Below are 20,403 nucleotides of genomic sequence, written 5' to 3' on the forward strand. Positions count from 1 at the left end.
GCCTCAGGCCGCCGCGCCTTGCGCAGCGAGCTGTGCGGCCTGGTGCTCCGTCGTCAGTGCGTCGATCAATTCGCCGAGCGCTTCACCCGCGATCACCTGGGGCAGCTTGTAGAGCGTGAGGTTGATGCGATGATCGGTGACGCGCCCTTGCGGAAAATTGTAGGTGCGGATGCGCTCGGAGCGATCGCCGGAGCCGACCTTCTCCTTGCGCTCGGCCGAGCGCGCCGCCTCGACGCGTTGCCGCTCGGCGTCATAGATGCGCGAGCGGAGGATGTTCATGGCGGAGGCGCGGTTCTTGTGCTGCGAACGGCTGTCCTGCATCATCACCACGATGCCGGTCGGGATGTGGGTGATGCGGATCGCCGATTCGGTCTTGTTGACGTGCTGGCCACCAGCGCCCCCTGCGCGCATGGTCTCGATGCGCAGGTCGTCGTTCTTGATGTCGACGTCGACGTCCTCGACCTCGGGCAGCACGGCGACCGTTGCCGCCGAGGTGTGGATGCGTCCCTGTGTCTCGGTGTCGGGGACGCGCTGCACGCGGTGCACGCCGGATTCGAATTTCAGCTTCGAGAATGCGCCGCGGCCCTGGATCTCGGCGATGATTTCCTTGTAGCCGCCGACCGTGCCTTCGCTGGCGGAGATCACCTCGACCTTCCAGCCCTGCAAGCTGGCGAAGCGCTCGTACATCCGGAACAGGTCGCCGGCGAACAACGAAGCCTCGTCGCCGCCGGTGCCGGCGCGGATTTCCAGCATGACGTTGCGGTCGTCCATGGCGTCCTTGGGCAGGAGCGCGACGCGGATCTTCTGGACCAGTTCCTCGATTTTCGGCGCGAGCTCGTCGCGTTCGGCTTCGGCCATGCTCCGCATCTCGGCATCGGTGGCGGGATCGGCGATCAGCGCCTCGGTGTCGGCGAGCTCCTTGACGGCGGAGCGATAGGCCTTCACCGCCTCGATCAGCGGCGTGAGCTCGGCGAGCTCGCGCGTGATCTGCACGTAGCGCTCGGAGGCGAGCTGCCCGAGCGATTCGGCCTCGAGCGAGGCGTGATGCGCGAGCAGGACGTCCAGTTTGGCTTCGGGAAGTGACGACATCGGTTCAGTCTCAAAGGGCGGAAGGGGGCGAGGGCGGCGGGAAAGCGGGCGATCGGCCCGCTACAACGCAAGGCCCTCGGCCTCGGCAAATTCCGTCAGCTTCTGGCGGATCGAGACGCTGCCCGCGGGTGCATCCAGCAGAGGGCCCAGCATCGCTTCGGCCTTCTTGGCGTCGAGGTCGAGCACCATCGCCTTGACCGGGCCGAGCGCGGTCGCCGAGAGCGAGAGCGAGCGGTAGCCCAGCGCAATGAGCGCCAGCGCGCCGATCGGCTTCGACGCCATCTCGCCGCAGAGGGAGAGCGATTTCTGCGCAGCGTGGGCCTGGCGTGCGATGTCGCGCAGCGCGCGCAGGATCGGCGCCGACATGGTGTCGAAGCGCTCGGACACCTTGGCATTGCCGCGGTCGACCGCGAACAGGAACTGGAACAGGTCGTTGGAGCCGACCGAGATGAAGTCGACTTTCTTCAGGAGCTCGTCGAGCTGGTAGAGCAGCGCGGGCACCTCGACCATGGTGCCGATGTCGATTCGTTCAGGCAGCGTGTGGCCGTGCTGGCGCAGATATGTCAGCTCGCGCTCGACCAGCGCCTTGGCCGAGTCGAATTCGGCGACCTCCGAGATCATCGGGAACATGATGCGCAGCGCGCGGCCGCCGCCGGCCCGCAGCAGCGCGCGGATCTGGCCGCGCAACAGGCCGGGACGATCGAGCCCGAGCCGGATCGCGCGCCAGCCGAGCGCGGGATTTTCCTCGATCACCGCTTCCATATAGGGCAGCGCCTTGTCGCCGCCGATATCGAGCGTGCGGAAGGTGACGGGCTTAGGTCCGGCGGCATCGAGCACGGTGCGATAGAGCGCGAGCTGGTCGCTGGTGCGCGGCAGGCTCTGGCCGACCATGAATTGCAGCTCGGTGCGGAACAGGCCGATGCCGGCGCTGCCGGTGTCCTCGATATGCGGCAGGTCGATGGCAAGACCTGCGTTGATCATCAGCTCGACCTTCTGGCCGTCCCTGGTGACGCAGGGCCGGTCGCGCAGCGCTAGGTACTGTGCCTGGCGGCGGGCGCGGAAGCGCACGCGCTCGGCGAAGGCGGCTTCGATCTCCTGCGACGGGCGCACATAGATCGAGCCGGACGTGCCGTCGACGATGATGGCATCGCCGGGATCGGCGATGCCGGGCGCGTTCGGCACCTCGCCGACCGCAGGGATGCCCAGCGCCCGCGCCACGATCGAAACGTGCGAATTGGCGGTGCCTTCCTCCAGCACGATGCCGCGCAGGCGCTTGCGGTCGTAGTCCAGCAGCGCCGCCGGACCCATCGCACGGGCGATGACGATGGCGTTGTCGGGCAATTGTTCGCGCGAGGGTGCGTGATCCTGGCCGACCAGCTGCCGCATCAGGCGGTAGCCCAGGTCTTCCAGGTCGTGCAGCCGGTCGCGCAAATACGGGTCGGTCGAGCGCAGCATGCGCGCGCGGGTGTCGGACTGCACGCGCTCGACCGCGGCTTCCGCGGTCAGGCCGGTCGCAACCGCCTCGTGCAGCTTGTGCGACCAGCCCTGGTCGTTGGCGAACATGCGGTAGGCTTCCAGCACCTCGCGATGCTCGCCGCCTTCGGCGACGTCGCCGCGCTCCAGCATGCGGTCGAGATCGGCACGCAGCTTGGCGAGCGCGGTATCGAGCCGCTTGATTTCCTTCGGCAGGTCCTCGGCGATGTAGTCCTTGATGACGACGCGCGGCTCGTGCAGCACGACATGGCCGAGCGCAATGCCCTCCGACAGGATGGCGCCGACTTTCTGCGCCGAATGGCGCGCCGCCGGTTCCTGGCCCGGCTGGGCCAGCGCGGACAATTCGCCCGAGGCGATCAGCTCGGCCAGCACCATCGCGGTGGTCTGGAGCGCCTCGAGCTCCTCCTCGACGTAATTGCGCTTGGCGCGGTTCTGCACCACCAGCACGCCGAGCGTGTTACCGGCGCGCAGGATCGGCACGCCGAGGAAGGAGTGATAGATTTCTTCGCCGGTCTCGGGGCGGAACGAGAAGGCCGGGTGGCTCTGCGCATCGCTCAAATTGAGCGGCGTCGCCTCGCTGGCGACGAGGCCGACCAGGCCCTCATGGGCGCTGAGCACGGTGTGGTGCACCGCCTCGCGGTTCAGACCTTCGGTGGCGTAGAGCTCGAGCGTGTTGTCGATGCGCAGCACGTAGACCGAGCACACTTCGGCCACCATGTTGGCGGCGATCAGCACCACGATCTTGTCCAGCCGCTCCTGGGCCGAGACCTGCTCCGCCATGGTCTCGCGGAGCCGTCTCAACAAGACGCGGGGACCTCCCGACGCGCTCCGCATGAACCGTCAATCTCCTCCGTCTGCCGGGCCCGGCGGTATCGGCCGGCGGCTGGACCAAAATTCCAGAAAAACAATCAAATTGTTTGTCCGGCGCAGGCACAAGCCCAAAATCCACGGGAAATTTAGCGCTTGTACCGAATCAGCGCCGCCTGAACTGGGACACAGTCTGCGGCAGCCCACCCTGTCCGCCGTATAGCGAATTGAGGCTTGTTTTGCCAAGCAAAACGCCTGCCAAACGCGAAGGTGTGTATACCTTCGCGTTTGCTGCGACCGCTAAGAGAAAATTAGCCTAAGCTTGGTCCGGAAAAGTGCGAAGCGGTTTTCCGGAAAGACCATGCTCAAACGGCAATCTGAAGCGCGACGAGGGTCGCGCTTTAGGCTTGGTCGAGGCCGTAGAGCGTGTGCAGGGTGCGCACCGCAAGCTCGGTATAGGCGGTATCGATCAAAACCGAGAATTTGATCTCGGAGGTTGTAATGGCCCGGATGTTGATGTTCCGTCGGGCGAGCGCCGAGAACGCCTGGGCGGCGACGCCGGCATGGCTGCGCATGCCGCTGCCGATTACCGAGATCTTGGCGACGTCGGTGGCGGTATCGAGCCGCGCATAGCCGATCTTGGCCTTGGCGGCGGTAATCGTGTCCTTGGCACGGGTGAAGTCCGCGGCCGGCACGGTGAAGGTGAGGTCGGTGGTCTTGCCGTCCTCGGAAACATTCTGCACGATCATGTCGACGTTGATGTTGGCATCGGCCAGCGGGCCGAAAATCGAGGCCGCAACGCCGGGCTTGTCCTCGATCTGGCGCACCGAGATCTGAGCCTCGTCCTTGGAGAAGGCGATGCCGGTGACGACGTGGTTTTCCATGATCTCCTCCTCGCCGCAGATCAGGGTGCCGGGCGGCTGGTTGGCATGCGGGTCGATATCCTCGGGCTTGTCGAAGCTCGAGCGGACGAAGATCGGCATGTTGTGGACCATGCCGAGTTCCACCGAGCGGACCTGGAGCACTTTGGCGCCCTGCGAGGCCAGTTCCAGCATGTCCTCGAACGCGATCTTGTCGAGCCTCTTGGCCTTCGGCACGATTCGCGGGTCGGTGGTGTAGACGCCGTCGACGTCGGTGTAGATGTCGCAGCGGTCGCCCTTGACGGCAGCGGCGATCGCCACGGCCGAGGTGTCGGAGCCGCCGCGGCCGAGCGTGGTGATGCGACCCGTCTCGGGGTTGATGCCCTGGAAGCCGGCGATGACCGCGACCTCCTTGCGCTCCCTGAAGCGCTTGATGATCTCGCCGCCGTCGATGTCCTCGATCCGGGCCGAGGCATGGGCGTCGCTGGTCTTGATCGGGATCTGCCAACCCTGCCAGGAGCGGGCCTGGATGCCCATGCCCTGGAGCACGATAGCAAGAAGACCGGACGTCACCTGTTCGCCCGAGGCGACCACGGCGTCATATTCGCGCGCGTCGTGCATCGGTGAGGCCTCGGTGCACCAGGCGACCAGCTCGTTGGTCTTGCCGGCCATCGCCGAGACGACCACGGCCACTTCGTGGCCGGCATCGACCTCACGCTTCACATGGCGTGCGACGTTGCGGATACGTTCGATGTTGGCGACGGACGTGCCGCCGAATTTCATCACGAGGCGGCTCATGACGACGCGTGCATTCCTTCATAAGGATCAGTATGGTGGCCCGCACTGGACGGGTGCCTCGCGGACACCGACCGCGCGTATACAGAGCGACGGGGCCGGGGGCAAGCGGGTTCCTGCGGGGGCCGGGGCGGGGTAGTGGGTTAACCGAGATCATGGCGCGTTACATCGACGAGATCCTGCAGCCCGGCGAGCGGGTGCTGTATTCGACCAATGCGCACTGGATCTTCTACTTTCCGGCCATCGTGGCCTGGATCGCGGCGCTGGCCCTGCTCATCCTGTCGCGACAGGCGACCGTCGACTGGCTCGTTCTGCTTTGCCTCGCCGCCGCAGCTCTCGCGGCGCTGGCGGGCCTGTATTGGACCGTGAAGGGCTGGTTCCATCGCTTCACCACCGAGACCGACGTCACCAATCTCAGGGTCGTGCACAAGACCGGCTTCATCAAGCGCCGAACCTTCGAGATGGCGCTGGACAAGGTCGAGAGCGTCGACGTCGACCAGACCATTCTTGGACGTATTCTCAACTACGGCGACGTGACGATTCGCGGCGTCGGCGAGGGGATCGAGACGATCAAGACCATCGCCTCGCCGCTCGCTTTCCGTAGTTCGATCACCACGCGGTAGGACCGCGCCCAACCATGAGCATGCAGCAAAATACTTCCCTCTCCACCCAGCCGGGCTCGACCGTCGACGCCGCCGAGATCGCGAAATTCTCAAAGCTCTCGGCGGAGTGGTGGGACCCGAAGGGCAAGATGGCGCCGCTGCACCGGATCAACCCGCTGCGGCTCGGCTATATCCGCGACGCCGCCTGCCGCAAGTTCGAGCGTAATGTACGAAGCCTGAACTGCCTGGCCGGCCTGCGCGTGCTCGACATCGGCTGCGGCGCCGGCCTGCTCTGCGAGCCGCTGTCGCGCCTCGGAGCGCAGGTCATCGGCATCGATCCCTCCGTGAGCAACATCGCGGCGGCGAAGCTGCATGCCGACAAGAGCCATCTGGCGATCGACTATCGCTGCACCACGGTTGAGGAGATCGACCCGCGCGAGCGCTTCGACATCGTGCTGGCGATGGAAGTGGTCGAGCACGTCACCGACGTCGGCGTCTTCCTGAAGCGCTGCGCCGCGATGCTGAAGCCGAACGGTCTGATGGTGGTCTCGACGCTCAACCGCAACTGGAAGAGTTTTGCGCTCGCCATCGTCGGCGCCGAATACGTGCTGCGCTGGCTGCCGCGCGGCACGCATGAGTGGAACAAGTTCGTCACGCCGGACGAACTGACGAAATACCTGCTCGACAACCGTCTCGTCATCACCGAGCAGGCCGGCGTCGTCTACTCGCCCTTCGCCGACAAATGGTCTCTGTCGTCCGACATGGACGTGAACTACATGGTGGTCGCTGAAGCGATGGTGTGAGGCTATCGGTCGGCGCGAGCATCGCTCCTATGACGTGGGCGTGATTGACCTGCTTGAGCGCAAGCGGCAGGTTGACTGTCTCTTCCTCGCGCCCGCCATCCCATGTTCACCATCGCCAGCCTCTGGATTCCCTTCACCATCATTGCCGCGCTCGGGCAGGTCGCGCGCAATGCGATGCAGCGGTCGTTGACCAAGCCGCTGGGGACCTGGGGCGCGACCAATATCCGCTTCCTGTTCGGCTTTCCGTTCTCGCTGCTGTTCTTGGGGTTGGTGCTGCTCGCGACTGGCGATCATCTGAGCGCGCCGCCGACCGTGTTCTGGCCGTGGCTCCTATTGGGCGCGCTCAGCCAGATCGTCGCCACCGGCCTGATGCTGCTCGCGATGAATGACCGCTCCTTCGTCGTGACGACGGCCTACCTGAAGACCGAGGCGATCCAGACCGCGATCTTCGGCTTCGTCTTCCTCGGCGACCACCTGACCTGGCTGAAGGTGCTGGCGATCGTGATCGCCACCATCGGCGTCGTCATCACCGCGCTCCGCCCCGGCGGCGAGAAGAGCTTTGCCGAGCTGAAGCCGACCATCACCGGCCTCGTTGCCGCGGCGGCCTTCGCGCTCTCCGCAGTCGGCTTTCGCGGCGCCATCATCAATGTGCCGGATGTCTCCTTCGTGACCGCGGCGTCGATCACGCTGGTGCTCGGCCTGTTCGTGCAGACGCTGGTGCTGACGATCTATCTGCTCTGGCGCGCTCCAAAAGTGCTGCAGGCGATCCTCGGCCTGTGGAAGCCCTCGATGCTGGCGGGCTTCACGGGCGCCCTCGCCTCGCAATTCTGGTTCCTGGCATTCGCGCTGACGGCCGCCGCCAATGTCCGAACGCTCGCTTTGGTCGAGGTGCTGTTCGCACAAGCCGTCGCCTACTACTCGTTCAAGCAGCCGATCGCGCGGCGCGAGATTCTTGGCATAGCGCTGATCGTGATCGGCGTGGCGGTGCTGGTGGGGGCCTAATTGCGGTCTTCCGGCAGGGTCGGCAGCGGCGACACCTCGATGCCTTCCTCGATCAGCGACTTCGCTTCTTCGGGCGATGCCTCGCCGTAGATCGGGCGGTGCTCCTTGTCGCCGTAATGCATGGCCCGGGCTTCGTTCGCAAAGCGCTCGCCGACATTGTCGGCGTTCTTGACGATGTGATCGCGCAGCTCCTTAAGCTTGGCGCGCAGCTCGCGCTCCTGTGCCATCAGCAACGAGGTCGGCCCTGACGGCGCAGCCTCGGGCGTGGTCGCAGCCACGGGCTCCGGCGGCGGCGTGGCGCGCCCGCGCCCCTTCTTGCCGACGATGCGCGGCGCCATGATGGCCTTGCCGACCTTGGCTGAGCCGCAGATCGGGCAGGTCACGAGCTTCCGCCTCACCTGCGAATCATAGGCCGACGAGCTCTGGAACCAGCTCTCGAAGTCATGGTCGCGGTCGCAGCGTAGCGCGTAGCGGATCATGTCGATCCCCGCACGAGGTGCAAATGGTCCGGCCCCGCCTTGGGATCGGAGACGCCGAAGCGGCGGCCGTGCTGGAGCGAGGGAATCGCCCGGCGCGCGGTCTCGACCTTGGCCGGGTCGATCTTGGCCATGATGGTGCCCGGCTCGACGTCGCCCTCGGCGAGGATCTCGCCCCAGGGGTCGATGATCAGGGAGTGACCATAGGTCTCGCGCTTGTTCTCGTGCAGGCCTGCCTGCGCCGCGGCAAAGATGAAGCAGCCGGTCTCGATCGCGCGGGCACGCAGCAGCACGTGCCAATGCGCTTCCCCGGTCTTCCGGGTGAAGGCCGACGGCACGGTGATGAAATAGGCGCCGCTTTCGGCCAGCGCGCGGTACAGCGCAGGGAAGCGCACGTCGTAGCAGATCGTCAAGCCGACGCGGCCCCAGGGCAGATCCGAGATCACCGCGGTCTCGCCCGGCTGGTAATTGGCGGATTCGCGATAGCTCTCGCCGTCCGGCAGCTCGATGTCGAACATGTGGATCTTGTCGTAGCTCGCGAGCACGTTGCCCTCGGGCCCGATCAGGAAGGAGCGGTTGACCGCCTTCTCCGGCGAAAAGCGCAGCGCCAGCGAGCCGACATGGAGGTGAATTTTCAGCTCCGCCGCGAGCGCCCGGTAGGCCCTTAGCGAGGTGTCGTCCTCTTCGCTCTGGAGATGCTCGAACAGCGCCTTGCGGTTCAGCTGCATCATGTTGCTGACTTCGGGCGTCTGCACGTAATCGGCGCCATTGGCCGCAGCCTGCCGGATCAGCTTCGTGGCCTGCTCGAGGCTCGGCCCGGGCATCAGGCCGGTGCGCATCTGCACCATGGCGGCCGTGAACGTGCGGTTCTCGCTCATGACGTAGCCTTCACGCTTTCGAGCATGCCATCGAGCTTGCCTTCGCGATCGAGCGCATAGAGGTCGTCGCAGCCGCCGACATGGGTGCCGCCGATCCAGATCTGCGGGAATGTCGAACCTTGGCCGGCGCGGCCGTACATTTCCTGGCGCCAGGACGGGTTCTTGGCGACGTCGAATTCGGTGAAGGTCGCCTTCTTGCGGGTCAGCAGCGACTTGGCGGCGGAACAATAGCCGCAGCCCGGCCGGGTGTAGATCTCGACAGCAGCAGTCATTTCGTCTGGCGCTCTCATGTCATGAATTCGTTGAATTATATGGGACGGGGGCCGCTCTCGACAACCCGGGCAAAGACCAGCACGTCGACCTGGGCCGCCTTGGCGCGGAGCAGGGCTCGCGCGCAGGCATCGAGCGTCGCCCCTGACGTCAGGACATCGTCGATCAGGACAACGCGGCGGCCCTGGACCTCGGCCTGCCGGTCGGGAGATACCTGGAATGCGCCCTGCACATTGGTGGCGCGCTGGGCCCGCGACAGGCCGATCTGCTGCTCGGTGGCACGCACCCGCCGCAGCACGTCGCCTGCTACCTTGACCCCGCTCTGCCGCTCGATCACACGGGCGAGGGCTCCGGACTGGTTGTAGCGGCGCCGCCAGGCCCGCCGCCAATGCAGGGGCACGGGCACCAGCATGTCGGCGCCGGTCAGCAACTCGCGACCCGCGCGTGCCATCCAGCGGCCCATGGCAGGCGCCAGATCGGTGCGGTCCTGGTATTTCAGCGCATGCACCAGCGAGCGCGCGACGTCGTCGTAGCGCACCGCCGCGCGCGCCCGCTGGTAGGCCGGCGGGCTCGCGATCGCCTCCATCGACAGCATGTCGGGGCCGGGGTCATAGACGAAGGGGATGCCGAGCCGCGGGCAATAGGGCCGTTCGATGAACGACAGCCGCGCCCAGCACGAAGCGCAAACGCCTTCGCCCTCGACCGGCTCGTGGCAGGATACGCACTGTGTCGGCAGCGCGATGTCGAGCGCCAGCCGCGCCGCCCGCGCCAGCACGTGGCGGCCGGCCGTCCACGCGGCTCGAAGCGGTGCGACGATGGAACGGGAAGGGACGGTGTTAGCTTCCATGTGGGGAGGCTAGCGTTGTACGCAGCGGATTGCCAGAACCGTGGAGATCGGCGTAACCAGCGGCATGGCCCAACCCCCTCAAACCCCGCCTGCTTTGTTCGATCGCGCCTTGCTGCACGCGCGGCAGCGGCGTGCGCAGGCGCAGGGTCCCGTGAGCTTCCTGCTCGATCGCGTTGCCGAGGACATGTCAGACCGGTTGGCGGCGGTGATGCGGGAGTTTCACGCTCCCGCCGACCTCTGGACGCCCGGCGCGGGCCTGGTGGCGTTGCGCACGCGGCTTCCTTCCATCGAGCACATCGCGCTCGACGCGGCCGGCGCGGAGAAGCTTCCCTTCGCGCCGGAAAGCCTGGACCTCCTCGTCTCGGCGCTGGCGCTGCAATTCGTCAACGACCTGCCGGGCGTGCTGGCGCAGATCCGGCGGGCGCTGAAGCCGGACGGCCTGCTGCTTGCCGCGATGATCGGCGGCGACAGCCTCACCGAGCTGCGGCAGGCCTTTGCGGCGGCGGAAGCCGAATGCGAGGGCGGCGTGTCGCCGCGTGTCGCACCGTTTGCGGACCTCCGCGATATCGGCGCGCTGCTGCAGCGCGCGGGCTTTGCCTTGCCGGTGACTGACGTCGATCGTGTCGTGGTGCGCTATGGCAATGCGTTCGCCTTGATGCAGGATCTCCGCCGCATGGGCGCGGCCAATGTGCTGATCGAGCGGCGCCGCACACCTAGCAGGCGCGCGACGCTGTTGCGGATGGCCGAGATTTACACCGAGCGCTTTGCCGATGCCGACGGCCGCACCCGCGCGACGTTCGACATCATCTGGCTCTCTGGCTGGGCGCCGCATGCGAGCCAGCAACAGCCGCTCAAGCCGGGGTCGGCGAAAGCGAGCCTGGCGGAGGCGGTGAAGAAGGCCGGGAAGGAGTGACGCGTGTCCCGGACGCGCTGCAGCGTTCTAACGCTGCTGCGCAGAGCCAGGACCCGGTCTGCGCCCTGGGGCCCCGGCTCTGCAGCGCTTCGCGCTGCGTCCGGGGTACAGTGCAATCACATCAGCAAATCGATCAGATGCGGGATCAGCGGAATATCCGCCGGCGGCATCGGGTAGTCGCGCAGCTTGTTGGCGCGGACCCAGGCAAGGTTCTGGCCTTCGCGTGCGGTGACCATTCCCTCCCAACGCCGGCAGATGTAGAGCGGCATCAGGAGATGGAAGGTCTCATAAGCGTAGCTGGCGAAGGTCAACGGCGCGAGGCACGGCTCGGCGACTTCGATGCCGAGCTCCTCATGCAGCTCGCGGATCAGGCTCTGCTCCGGCCGCTCGCCCGGTTCGCACTTGCCGCCGGGGAATTCCCAAAGGCCCGCCAGCGCCTTGCCTTCGGGGCGCTGCGCGATCAGGACGCGTTTGTCGGCGTCGACGAGCGCGCAGGCCACCACCAGTGTCAGTTTGAGATCGGCCATGCGTGGTCGTCACTCGCTGATGATCGTCCGCAACGGTTTGTTAACCTCGTTGCGGTCCATGTTTCCAAGGTCTCCATAAGTCATATTTAATCCACGGTTCCTAGTGTGGGAACGCTTAAACCACACCAGGTCCGACCCATGCGCACTGCGCTTTCCGTTCTCTTCCGCCGGTTCGTCCACGACCGGCGCGGCAATATCGCGGTGATTTTTGCTCTCGCCTGCGTTCCGGTGATCAGTGCGATCGGCTGCGCCATCGATTATTCGCGCGCGACGCTGACCCGGTCCAAGCTTCAGGCTGCCGCCGATGCGGCCAGTGTCGGCTCGATCGCCAAGGCCTCGCCCGGCTTCAAGGCCGCCGGCAACATGACTGCGGACGGCTCCATTTCGGTCGGCGTTACGGACGCCCAGAACATCTTCGATGCCAATCGCGCCAATCTGACCGGCTACACGCTGACGGGCCTCACGCCGACCGTGATCAAGTCCGGCTCGACCGTCACTGCGACGGTTTCGTTCACCGCAACTATGAACACCATGTTTCTCGGCGTGATCGGCAAGTCCGCGATGACCTTGAGTGGCACGTCGAAGGCGACGGCCAGCATGCCGCTCTATATCGATTTCTATCTGCTGCTGGACAATTCTCCGTCGATGGGTGTCGGCGCGACGCCGAGCGACGTGCAGAAGATGGTCAACAACACGTCCGATAAGTGCGCTTTCGCCTGCCACGACCTCAACGACAAGAACAATTATTACGACCTGGCCAAGAAGCTTGGCGTGACCACCCGGATCGACGTACTTCGGAGCGCCACGCAGTCCTTGATGGATACGGCAAACGCCACTCAGACCTATTCAAACCAGTTCAGAATGGCGATCTATGATTTCGGCGGCTCTGCAAGCTCGCTCGGTCTGCGCAGTCTGTTTTCGTTGTCGTCCTCTCTCTCCAGCGCCAAAACGGCGGCCGGCAACATCGACTTGATGTCGGTGAACGGCCAGAACGAGAATAACGATCAGGATACCCCATTCACCGCGGTCTTTCCTGCGATCAACGGCCAGATCAGCTCCCCCGGAAGCGGCACCTCGTCCAGTCCGCTCAAATACCTGTTCTTCGTGTCTGATGGCGTCGCCGACGAGAGTAACACCGGGTGCCTGAAACCGCTCTCGGGCAGCACGCGCTGCCAGTCACCGCTCAACCCTGCACTTTGCAAGACGATGAAGGATCGCGGCATCAAGATCGCTGTGTTGTACACGACCTATCTCGCGCTGCCGACCAACTCCTGGTACATGAAATGGATCGACCCGTTCAATGCCGGCCCCTATGGCCCGTCGCCGAACAGCCAGATCGCACAGAACATGGAGAGCTGCGCTTCGCCGGGCCTGTATTTTGAGGTCAGCCCGACGCAGGGCATCTCGGACGCCATGAACGCGCTGTTCAAGAAGGCGGTTGCCGACGCAAGGATCTCGGGGTGATTGCTTGGACGCATTCCGGGTTCTCGCTTCGCGAGCCCCGGAATGACACCGTGAGGCCTACGACCTGTAATCCCCATTGATCGCCACATATTCCTTGGTGAGGTCGCAGGTCATGACGCGGTCGCGGCCCTTGCCGAGGCCGAGCGAGACCAGAATCGCGATTTCCGGCGCCTTCATCGCTTCCGACACCTGGGCCTCGTCATAGGACGGATCGCGCGCGCCGCTCTTGGCGACGCGGATGCCGTTGAAGGAGATCGAGAGCTTGTCGCGGTCGGCGGGTTCGCCGGCCTTGCCGACGGCCATCACCACGCGGCCCCAATTGGCGTCCTCCCCGGCGATCGCGGTCTTCACCAGCGGCGAGTTGGCGATCGACATCGCGATCTTGCGGGCGGAGGCCTTGGTCTTGGCGCCCTCGACGGTGATCTTGACCAGCTTGCGCGCGCCTTCGCCGTCGCGGGCGACCTGCTCGGCGAGATTGGCGAGCACCTGGTTGAAGGCCTTGACGAAGGTCTTCAGGCGCGGATCGCTGGCGCGGCTGATCTTCGGTGCGCCATGCGCGGCGGCAGCGCCGGTCGCAAACGCCAGCAGCGTGTCGGAGGTCGAGGTGTCGCCGTCGATCGTCACCGCATTGAACGTGTCCTCGACGCCGGCCTTGAGCAGGGCCTGCAGTGCGGCGGGCGCGATCGGCGCGTCGGTGAAGATGAAGGACAGCATCGTCGCCATGTCGGGTGCGATCATGCCGGCGCCCTTGGCCATGCCGTTGATGGTGACCTTGGCCTTGCCGAGCTTGACGGTCGCGGTCGCGACCTTCGGGAAGGTGTCGGTGGTCATGATCGCCCTGGCCGCGGCGAGATAATCGCCGGGCTCGGCGGTTTCGGCGAGACGGCCGAGCACGCCGTCGAACTTGGTGGCGTCCAGCGGCTCGCCGATCACCCCGGTCGAGGCCAGGAAGATCTCGCTCTCGCTGCAGCCGACCGCCTTCGCCGCGATCTTCGCGGTCAGCGCGGTCGAGGCGCGGCCGGTCTTGCCGGTGAAGGCGTTGGCATTGCCGGAATTGACGACGAGTGCGCGCGCCTTGCCGCCCTTCAGCTTGGTGCGGCACCATTCCACCGGGGCCGAGGGGCATTTCGACTTGGTGAAGACGCCGGCGACCGCAGTGCCCTTGTCCATCACCGCCAGCAGCACGTCGGTGCGGTTCTTGTAGCGGATGCCGGCTTCGGCCGTCGCAAGACGGACGCCTGCGATCACGGGCATATCAGGGACGGTTTTGGGGGCGAGGGGAGAGACGGAGGAGGACATCGCGGGCGCCTTGGTAGGGTCTGGACATGCAGATGGCCGGGGGAGCCCCGGCCATTGCGACGTTAGATACTCTTGGCGTCCGCGAAGTGACAGCGAATTCTTACTTCTTCGCCGGCGGCGCCATCTTGCTGTCTGACGGCTTGGCGTCCTTGGAGGCATCCGCCGCCGGCTGGTCCAGCCGCTCGACCTTGGCTTCGGTGCGCAGCTTGGCGACATACTCGGCCTGGGCCTTGCGGGTCACGTACTGCTCGATCTGGGCCTTGACCTGCTCGAAATCGGGCGCCTTGCGGTTGCGCTTTTCCTCGACCTTGATGATGTGCCAGCCGAACTGCGACTTCACAGGGTCGGAGATCTTGCCGGGCTCCAGCGAGAAGGCCACCGCCGAGAATTCCGGCACCATCTGCTCCTTGGTGAAGAAGCCGAGGTCGCCGCCGTCGGCGGAGCCCGGATCCTTGGACTTCTTCTTGGCGAGCTCGGCGAAATCGGCGCCCTTCTCGAGCTCGGCCTTTACCGCCTTGGCCTCGTCCTCGGTCTCGACCAGGATGTGGCGGGCGCGGACCTCCTGCTCGCCGGTGATCTGCTTGGAAGCCTCCTCATAGACCTTCTTCATGGCGTCCGGCGTGGTGGCGGCCTTGCCCTCGTTGGCGAGCAGGCTGTCCATCAGAAGCCGGTTGCGGGCGAAGGCGAGGCGCTTCTTGAACTCCTCGCTGTCGGCGATTTTCTTGTCTTCGGCAGCCTTGCTGACGATCTTCATGTCGATCAGGAACGAGAGGACGTTCTCATCCTTGGTCGCCGGGTCCATCTGGGCGAGGCTCGGCCCGAGCTCCTCCTCGGCCATGGTGACGTCGCTCTTCTTGATTTCCGCGCCGTTGACCTTCGCCAGCACCGGATCATCGGCGGCCCGGAGCGGGCCCGCAAACGCCAGGGACAGCGCCAGGGCGAGGCTGCCAGCCAGGGCGGACGCGTTGCGGAAGCGCTGGCCGGTGATTACCGGGAACGAGGCGGTCATGGAAAATCCTTATGTTGAAGCAGGGGGCTGCTCGAGCGGGGCGGACACTCGCCCAATCAGGGGGGCTTGGCAACGCGAAAAGTCTGTCAAAATGATGAATTAGCCGCAATGCGCCCGCCGTTGACAAGGCCCTGACCGGGCCATATCTCTGCCCGGTCGCGACCATGGCGATGGCGTTTATTTTGCTGCGTTTTTGGCCGTTGAACCCAGACTTGCCCAATTCCCACCCATATGGCGGATGACCCCGCAGTCCGGGCTCTGACGCCGCGAAGCGTCACGGTGAGTTGATAGGCAGGCGGGGAACAACTTCTTGGGCCCAACGCGGTTAAATCGCGAACACAGGAACTAGGCATGATCGGCGCGCTCGCCCGCAAGTTTTTCGGCTCCGCCAACGACCGGCGGGTGAAGGGATATCAGTCCCGCGTCAACGCGATCAACGCGCTGGAGCCTGAGCTCGCCAAGCTTTCCGACGAGGCGCTCAAGGCCCGCACCGCGGAATTCAAGCAGCAGCTCGCGAACGGCAAGACGCTCGACGACTTGCTGGTCCCCGCCTTCGCCACCGTGCGCGAGGCCGCCAAGCGCACGCTCGGCCAGCGCCATTTCGACGTCCAGCTGATCGGCGGCATGGTGCTGCACGAGGGCGACATCGCCGAGATGAAGACCGGCGAAGGCAAGACGCTGGTCGCAACGCTTGCGGTGTATCTGAACGCGCTCGCCGGCAAGGGCGTCCACGTCGTCACCGTCAACGACTACCTCGCCCGCCGCGACTCCGGCTGGATGGGTCAGATCTACAGCTTCCTCGGCATGACCACCGGCGTCATCGTGCACGGCCTCGACGATGCCGAGCGCAAGGCGGCCTATGCCTGCGACATCACCTACGGCACCAACAACGAATACGGTTTCGACTATCTCCGCGACAACATGAAGTACCGGCTCGAGGACATGGTCCAGCGGCCGCACTTCTTCGCCATCGTCGACGAAGTCGACTCCATCCTGATCGACGAAGCGCGCACGCCGCTGATCATCTCCGGTCCGCTCGACGATCGCTCCGACTTCTACAACACCATCGACGGCTTCCTGCCCAAGCTCGACAAGACCGACTACGAGGTCGACGAGAAGCAGCGCACGGTGACGCTGACCGAAGGCGGCATGGAGAAGATCGAGACGCTGCTGCGCGATGCCGGCCAGCTCAAGGGCGAATCGCTCTACGACGTCGAGAACGTCTCCGTCGTGCACCACATCAACCAGGCCCTGCGCGCCCACACGCTGTTCACGCGCGACAAGGACTACATCGTCCGCGACAACGAGGTCGTCATCATCGACGAATTCACCGGCCGCATGATGCCGGGCCGCCGCTATTCGGAAGGCCTGCACCAGGCGCTGGAAGCCAAGGAGCACGTCCAGGTCCAGCCCGAGAACCAGACGCTGGCCTCGATCACCTTCCAGAACTACTTCCGCATGTACGAGAAGCTGGCGGGCATGACCGGCACCGCCGCGACCGAAGCGGACGAATTGTTCGACATCTATAAGCTCGAGGTCGTGGAGATCCCGACCAATCTGTCGATCGCGCGCCTCGACGAGGACGACGAGGTCTATCGCACCCACAAGGAAAAATATCAGGCCATCCTCGCCGAGATCGAGCGGGCCAATGCGCGGCTGCAGCCGGTGCTGGTCGGTACCGCCTCGATCGAGAAGTCGGAAGTGCTGGCCGATTTCCTCAAGAAGAACGGCTACAAGCAGATCGATTTCGGCAAGGAGGGCGCACTCGACAAGCTCTATGCCGCCGCCCGCGCCGGCAAGCCGGCCAAGCTGTTCGCGGTGCTGAACGCGCGCTTCCACGAGCAGGAAGCCTATATCGTCGCAGAGGCCGGCGTGCCCGGCGCGATCACGATCGCCACCAACATGGCCGGCCGCGGCACCGACATCAAGCTCGGCGGCTCCCTGGAGATGCGCATCCAGCAGGAAACGGCCGGCATCACCGACGAAGCCGAGAAGGCCAAGAAGATCGAGCAGATCAAGGCCGACATCGAGCATTTCCGCGACATCGTGCTGAAGGCCGAGGAGACCGTCGAGGTCGAGCCGGCCAAGGGAAGCAAGCCCGCCAAGACCGTGAAGAAGCCCGGCGGCCTCTACATCATCGGCTCCGAGCGCCACGAATCCCGCCGCATCGACAACCAGCTGCGCGGCCGTTCCGGCCGTCAGGGCGACCCCGGCCGCTCGAAGTTCTTCCTGTCGCTGGAAGACGATCTGATGCGCATCTTCGGCTCGGATCGTCTCGACAGCATGCTGCAGCGTCTCGGCCTGCAAGAGGGCGAGGCCATCATCCATCCCTGGATCAACAAGGCGCTGGAGAAGGCGCAGCAGAAGGTCGAGGCGCGCAACTTCGACATCCGCAAGAACCTCCTCAAGTTCGACAACGTCCAGAACGACCAGCGCAAGGTGATCTTCGATCAGCGCGTCGAGCTGATGAAGGACGAGAGCGTCGCCGAGACGGTCGCCGACATGCGCCACGCCTTCATCGACGACCTCGTCGCCAAGCACGTCCCCGAGCATGCCTATGCCGAGCAGTGGGACGTCGCGGGTCTGAAGGACGAATTGAAGCGCGTGCTCGATCTCGACCTGCCGGTCGACGAATGGGCCAAGGAAGAGGGCATCGCCGACGAGGAGCTGCTCAACCGCATCGAGACCAAGGCCGACGAGCACATGGCGGCGAAGGTCGCGCAATGGGGTCCCGACGTGATGCGTTACGTCGAGAAGACCATCCTCTTGCAGACGCTCGACCATCTCTGGCGCGAGCACCTGATCATGCTCGACCATCTGCGCCAGGTCATCGGCCTGCGCGGTTACGGCCAGCGCGATCCCTTGCAGGAGTACAAGACCGAAGCCTTCAATCTCTTCCAGGAGATGAGCGCTCACTTGCGCGAGGCGGTCACGGCGCAGCTGATGCGTGTCGAGATCGTCCCGCCGGAGCAGGAAGCCCCGGTGCTGCCGCCGATGGAGGCGCACAAGTTCGATCCGAACACCGGCGAAGACGAGATGGCCCTCGCCAGCGTCACCCTCGGCACCCAGGCTACCGACGCTGCGCTGCGCGATCCGAAGAACCCGACGAGCTGGGGCAAGGTCGGCCGCAACGAGGACTGCCCGTGCGGTTCCGGCAAGAAGTACAAGCACTGCCACGGGCGGTATGCGTAGTGAATAGGTGATGCTGTCATGCCCCGCGAAGGCGGGGCATCAAGTACGCCCCCGCCTTTCGGCTCAATCACAATCGTCTCTGGAATACTGGATCGCCCGCCTCCGCGGGCGATGACAGTTGAGGGTGTAGCTCGCGCTCAATTCGAGCTATCGATCAAGCTCTCCAGCAGCCGCTTCAATTCGCTCGTCGATTTGTCGCCGTAGCTCTCCAGGATGTGCTCCTCCTGGTCGACCGCGAGCGAGTTGAGCTTCTTGCACAGCACCTTGCCGCGGTCGGAGATGAACATCAGCACCTTGCGGCGGTCGTTCGGGTCCTGCACGCGATAGACCAGCGTGTCGGAGACCATGCGGTCGATCATCTTGGTCAGCGTCGGATGGTTGAGCAGCACGGCGTCCGCAAGCTCGCCCATCGAATGGCCCTCGCCATCCGACAGCACTTTCAGGATGCGCCATTGCTCGACCGGCACGCCTTCCTTGCTCAACCGCAATTCGAGCTGCCGGTTGATCTCCCGGTTGGCTTGCGCGAGCAGGTAGGCGAGATGTTCGGTGATCGGGGAGTTTTCTTTCGACGGTTTTGCCACGGCTAAGACTTCGTCTTGACCCAAATGAGTGAATGTCTTGCAAACAATGCTGCATCTATATGCACTTCAATTCTTGAATATTCAATATTTTCAAAATAGGATCATTGCCCAACAAAAGGGCGGAAGCCGCGGCCGCCTGCTCAATGTGCTTTCAAGTCTGGTCTCAGACAGGAGTTGGCGTGCACGCGACGGTAAACTTCCCGGCTCACGGCGGCCCGGCGTTGCCGCCGTCCTTGCTGTTCAGGAATTTGTCGTCATCGGCGGCGGATTTCGACCTGTCTCCGGTCGATGCGCATTTCATGAGGCGGCGCGGCGCGCGCAGCAAGCTGCGCATCGGCAATTTCCTCACCTTCACCGGCTCGCCCGGAATCTGGGGCCCGACCTCAACCAACAGCGCGATGCTCGCGGTTGCCGAGATCAACAAGCGCGGCGGCATTCTCGGCCGCGAGCTCGAACTGTCGATCTACGATTCCGGCGGACCGATCGAGGAGGTGGTGCGCCGTGCCGAGCAGGCGATTGCACTCGACGAGGTCGACCTCATCATGGGCTCGCATATCAGCGCGGTCCGCGTCGCACTGCGCAAGGTCACCGGCAACCGCATCCCCTACATCTACACGCCCGTCTATGAAGGCGGCGAGCGCACGCCGGGCGTCATGGCGATCGGTGAGACGCCGCGCTGGCAGAGCCGGCCGGCGATCCATTGGCTCGCGGACGTCAAGAAGGCGGCACGCTGGTACCTGATCGGCAGCGACTACGTCTGGCCCTGGCAATCGCATCGCGCGGTCAAGCGCTACATCAAGGAGGCGGGCGGCCAGGTCGTCGGCGAGGAGTTCGTACCCGTAGGCGAGGACAATCACGAGCCGCATCTGGCGCGGATCCGTGCCGCCAAGCCGGATGTGGTGCTGATCTCGCTGATCGGCACCGACAGCATCACCTTCAACCGCGCCTTCGCCGAAGCGGGCCTTGCCACCTCGACGCTGCGGCTTGCAGGTGCGATGGACGAGACCGTGCTGCTCGGCATCGGTGCCGACAACACCGAGAATCTGTTCTGCGCCTCCGGCTATTTCAACGGCCTGGTCTCGCGCGCCAATGACGAATTCCTCGGTGCCTATTATTCCATGTTCGGTGCCAACGCGCCGCCGGTCGGCTCCGTCGGTCAGTCGAACTATGAGGGGCTGCGCTTCCTGGAATCCGTCGCCAACCGTGCCGGATCATTGGCCTTTCGTCCGCTGCTGAAGGCCGCGCGGAACACCGTCTACTCGGCGGGCCGCGGTCCCGTGACGCTTCGCGACGGCCGTGCCGAGATGCCGATGTACCTCGCTGAAGCCGACGGTCTCGACTTCAACATCATCAAGACGCTCTGAGCGACGGCTGCCGATACGCCGCAGCGCTCTCGCGAAATAATACTTGAAAAGGAAAATATTTCCGTCTCTAGTAACGCCGTGAAGCCGGTCGACCCGCACCCCCAAGGCGCGGGCGAGAGGCTTCCATCAGT

18 protein-coding genes are annotated in these 20,403 nt (G+C 64.9%); 7 read left to right on the top strand and 11 right to left on the bottom strand.

The window, feature by feature from the left end; translation table 11 throughout:
• Nucleotides 1–3 precede the first annotated feature (3 nt).
• The 3 genes from prfA to ACNJYD_RS03220 all read right to left on the bottom strand — a co-directional run bounded on the left by prfA (nucleotide 4) and on the right by ACNJYD_RS03220 (nucleotide 5,048).
• Complete coding sequence (gene prfA, locus ACNJYD_RS03210) at nucleotides 4–1,089, bottom strand: peptide chain release factor 1 (RefSeq protein WP_172788313.1); 1,086 nt, start codon at nucleotides 1,087–1,089, stop codon at nucleotides 4–6.
• A gap of 60 nt (nucleotides 1,090–1,149) precedes the next feature.
• The gene (gene ptsP / locus ACNJYD_RS03215) at nucleotides 1,150–3,417 is read right to left on the bottom strand and encodes a phosphoenolpyruvate--protein phosphotransferase (protein ID WP_172789746.1); all 2,268 of its coding nucleotides are present in this window, start codon (nucleotides 3,415–3,417) and stop codon (nucleotides 1,150–1,152) included.
• 374 nt (nucleotides 3,418–3,791) lie between these two features.
• Nucleotides 3,792–5,048 carry an aspartate kinase gene (locus ACNJYD_RS03220; RefSeq protein WP_439365337.1) on the bottom strand — a complete coding sequence of 419 codons (1,257 nt, stop codon included), beginning with the start codon at nucleotides 5,046–5,048 and terminating at the stop codon, nucleotides 3,792–3,794.
• Nucleotides 5,049–5,200: 152 nt separating this feature from the next.
• Here ACNJYD_RS03220 and ACNJYD_RS03225 point away from each other — a divergent pair, with 152 nt between their 5' ends.
• The 3 genes from ACNJYD_RS03225 to ACNJYD_RS03235 all read left to right on the top strand — a co-directional run bounded on the left by ACNJYD_RS03225 (nucleotide 5,201) and on the right by ACNJYD_RS03235 (nucleotide 7,452).
• On the top strand, nucleotides 5,201–5,668 hold the full coding sequence (locus tag ACNJYD_RS03225) for a PH domain-containing protein (protein WP_212258935.1): 468 nt from the start codon (nucleotides 5,201–5,203) through the stop codon (nucleotides 5,666–5,668).
• Nucleotides 5,669–5,682: 14 nt separating this feature from the next.
• Nucleotides 5,683–6,450: a bifunctional 2-polyprenyl-6-hydroxyphenol methylase/3-demethylubiquinol 3-O-methyltransferase UbiG gene (gene ubiG, locus ACNJYD_RS03230; protein WP_439365338.1), complete on the top strand. Its 768-nt coding sequence runs from the start codon at nucleotides 5,683–5,685 to the stop codon at nucleotides 6,448–6,450.
• Between the two features lie 102 nt (nucleotides 6,451–6,552).
• The gene (locus ACNJYD_RS03235; protein WP_172786520.1) at nucleotides 6,553–7,452 is read left to right on the top strand and encodes an EamA family transporter; all 900 of its coding nucleotides are present in this window, start codon (nucleotides 6,553–6,555) and stop codon (nucleotides 7,450–7,452) included.
• Here ACNJYD_RS03235 and ACNJYD_RS03240 read toward each other — a convergent pair.
• Genes ACNJYD_RS03240 through ACNJYD_RS03255 form a run of 4 tightly spaced genes read right to left on the bottom strand, consistent with a single transcriptional unit; the run spans nucleotide 7,449 to nucleotide 9,923 of the window.
• Nucleotides 7,449–7,931, bottom strand: coding sequence for a DUF1178 family protein (locus ACNJYD_RS03240; RefSeq protein WP_212258932.1), 483 nt, complete (start codon nucleotides 7,929–7,931; stop codon nucleotides 7,449–7,451). The two genes, ACNJYD_RS03235 and ACNJYD_RS03240, sit on opposite strands and share 4 nt — an antisense overlap.
• On the bottom strand, nucleotides 7,928–8,806 hold the full coding sequence (locus tag ACNJYD_RS03245; protein ID WP_439365339.1) for a carbon-nitrogen hydrolase family protein: 879 nt from the start codon (nucleotides 8,804–8,806) through the stop codon (nucleotides 7,928–7,930). Before ACNJYD_RS03245 ends, ACNJYD_RS03240 begins: the two co-directional genes overlap by 4 nt.
• Nucleotides 8,803–9,078 carry a glutaredoxin 3 gene (grxC, locus tag ACNJYD_RS03250; RefSeq protein WP_172786523.1) on the bottom strand — a complete coding sequence of 92 codons (276 nt, stop codon included), beginning with the start codon at nucleotides 9,076–9,078 and terminating at the stop codon, nucleotides 8,803–8,805. Before grxC ends, ACNJYD_RS03245 begins: the two co-directional genes overlap by 4 nt.
• Nucleotides 9,079–9,113: 35 nt before the next feature.
• Nucleotides 9,114–9,923, bottom strand: coding sequence for a ComF family protein (locus ACNJYD_RS03255; RefSeq protein ID WP_439365340.1), 810 nt, complete (start codon nucleotides 9,921–9,923; stop codon nucleotides 9,114–9,116).
• 64 nt (nucleotides 9,924–9,987) lie between these two features.
• On the opposite strand from ACNJYD_RS03255, the gene ACNJYD_RS03260 reads away from it, so the two are divergent.
• Nucleotides 9,988–10,836, top strand: a complete 849-nt coding sequence (locus ACNJYD_RS03260; protein WP_439365341.1) for a methyltransferase domain-containing protein — start codon at nucleotides 9,988–9,990, stop codon at nucleotides 10,834–10,836.
• Between the two features lie 116 nt (nucleotides 10,837–10,952).
• On the opposite strand, the gene ACNJYD_RS03265 is transcribed toward ACNJYD_RS03260, so the two are convergent.
• Nucleotides 10,953–11,363 carry a (deoxy)nucleoside triphosphate pyrophosphohydrolase gene (locus ACNJYD_RS03265; RefSeq protein ID WP_172786525.1) on the bottom strand — a complete coding sequence of 137 codons (411 nt, stop codon included), beginning with the start codon at nucleotides 11,361–11,363 and terminating at the stop codon, nucleotides 10,953–10,955.
• A 138-nt stretch (nucleotides 11,364–11,501) separates the two neighbouring features.
• Here ACNJYD_RS03265 and ACNJYD_RS03270 point away from each other — a divergent pair, with 138 nt between their 5' ends.
• Nucleotides 11,502–12,827 carry a TadE/TadG family type IV pilus assembly protein gene (locus ACNJYD_RS03270; protein ID WP_439365342.1) on the top strand — a complete coding sequence of 442 codons (1,326 nt, stop codon included), beginning with the start codon at nucleotides 11,502–11,504 and terminating at the stop codon, nucleotides 12,825–12,827.
• Between the two features lie 57 nt (nucleotides 12,828–12,884).
• Here ACNJYD_RS03270 and argJ read toward each other — a convergent pair whose 3' ends face one another.
• Together argJ and ACNJYD_RS03280 are read right to left on the bottom strand one after the other, a co-directional pair.
• Nucleotides 12,885–14,126, bottom strand: a complete 1,242-nt coding sequence (gene argJ, locus ACNJYD_RS03275) for a bifunctional glutamate N-acetyltransferase/amino-acid acetyltransferase ArgJ (RefSeq protein ID WP_439365343.1) — start codon at nucleotides 14,124–14,126, stop codon at nucleotides 12,885–12,887.
• Between the two features lie 100 nt (nucleotides 14,127–14,226).
• Nucleotides 14,227–15,135, bottom strand: coding sequence for a peptidylprolyl isomerase (locus ACNJYD_RS03280; RefSeq protein WP_439365344.1), 909 nt, complete (start codon nucleotides 15,133–15,135; stop codon nucleotides 14,227–14,229).
• A 351-nt stretch (nucleotides 15,136–15,486) separates the two neighbouring features.
• Between ACNJYD_RS03280 and secA the strand changes: the two genes are divergently transcribed.
• Nucleotides 15,487–18,327, top strand: a complete 2,841-nt coding sequence (secA, locus tag ACNJYD_RS03285; protein WP_439365345.1) for a preprotein translocase subunit SecA — start codon at nucleotides 15,487–15,489, stop codon at nucleotides 18,325–18,327.
• 137 nt (nucleotides 18,328–18,464) lie between these two features.
• Here the strand turns inward: secA and ACNJYD_RS03290 are convergent, their stop codons facing one another.
• Entirely contained in the window at nucleotides 18,465–18,908 is a 444-nt protein-coding gene (locus tag ACNJYD_RS03290) for a MarR family winged helix-turn-helix transcriptional regulator (protein WP_172786530.1), read from the bottom strand.
• 179 nt (nucleotides 18,909–19,087) lie between these two features.
• Between ACNJYD_RS03290 and ACNJYD_RS03295 the strand changes: the two genes are divergently transcribed.
• Entirely contained in the window at nucleotides 19,088–20,272 is a 1,185-nt protein-coding gene (locus tag ACNJYD_RS03295; protein ID WP_439365346.1) for a substrate-binding domain-containing protein, read from the top strand.
• Nucleotides 20,273–20,403: the final 131 nt, after the last annotated feature.

Origin of the sequence: Bradyrhizobium sp. SPXBL-02 (assembly GCF_051853065.1) — a bacterium.
Classification (GTDB): Bacteria; Pseudomonadota; Alphaproteobacteria; order Rhizobiales; family Xanthobacteraceae; genus Bradyrhizobium.

Bases quoted from the DNA above. Each gene is read 5' to 3' on its own strand.
- prfA (WP_172788313.1), bottom strand. From the start codon at position 1,089: ATGTCGTCACTTCCCGAAGCCAAACTGGACGTCCTGCTCGCGCATCAC.
- ptsP (WP_172789746.1), bottom strand. From the start codon at position 3,417: ATGCGGAGCGCGTCGGGAGGTCCCCGCGTCTTGTTGAGACGGCTCCGC.
- ACNJYD_RS03220 (WP_439365337.1), bottom strand. From the start codon at position 5,048: ATGAGCCGCCTCGTGATGAAATTCGGCGGCACGTCCGTCGCCAACATC.
- ACNJYD_RS03225 (WP_212258935.1), top strand. From the start codon at position 5,201: ATGGCGCGTTACATCGACGAGATCCTGCAGCCCGGCGAGCGGGTGCTG.
- ubiG (WP_439365338.1), top strand. From the start codon at position 5,683: ATGAGCATGCAGCAAAATACTTCCCTCTCCACCCAGCCGGGCTCGACC.
- ACNJYD_RS03235 (WP_172786520.1), top strand. From the start codon at position 6,553: ATGTTCACCATCGCCAGCCTCTGGATTCCCTTCACCATCATTGCCGCG.
- ACNJYD_RS03240 (WP_212258932.1), bottom strand. From the start codon at position 7,931: ATGATCCGCTACGCGCTACGCTGCGACCGCGACCATGACTTCGAGAGC.
- ACNJYD_RS03245 (WP_439365339.1), bottom strand. From the start codon at position 8,806: ATGAGCGAGAACCGCACGTTCACGGCCGCCATGGTGCAGATGCGCACC.
- grxC (WP_172786523.1), bottom strand. From the start codon at position 9,078: ATGACTGCTGCTGTCGAGATCTACACCCGGCCGGGCTGCGGCTATTGT.
- ACNJYD_RS03255 (WP_439365340.1), bottom strand. From the start codon at position 9,923: ATGGAAGCTAACACCGTCCCTTCCCGTTCCATCGTCGCACCGCTTCGA.
- ACNJYD_RS03260 (WP_439365341.1), top strand. From the start codon at position 9,988: ATGGCCCAACCCCCTCAAACCCCGCCTGCTTTGTTCGATCGCGCCTTG.
- ACNJYD_RS03265 (WP_172786525.1), bottom strand. From the start codon at position 11,363: ATGGCCGATCTCAAACTGACACTGGTGGTGGCCTGCGCGCTCGTCGAC.
- ACNJYD_RS03270 (WP_439365342.1), top strand. From the start codon at position 11,502: ATGCGCACTGCGCTTTCCGTTCTCTTCCGCCGGTTCGTCCACGACCGG.
- argJ (WP_439365343.1), bottom strand. From the start codon at position 14,126: ATGTCCTCCTCCGTCTCTCCCCTCGCCCCCAAAACCGTCCCTGATATG.
- ACNJYD_RS03280 (WP_439365344.1), bottom strand. From the start codon at position 15,135: ATGACCGCCTCGTTCCCGGTAATCACCGGCCAGCGCTTCCGCAACGCG.
- secA (WP_439365345.1), top strand. From the start codon at position 15,487: ATGATCGGCGCGCTCGCCCGCAAGTTTTTCGGCTCCGCCAACGACCGG.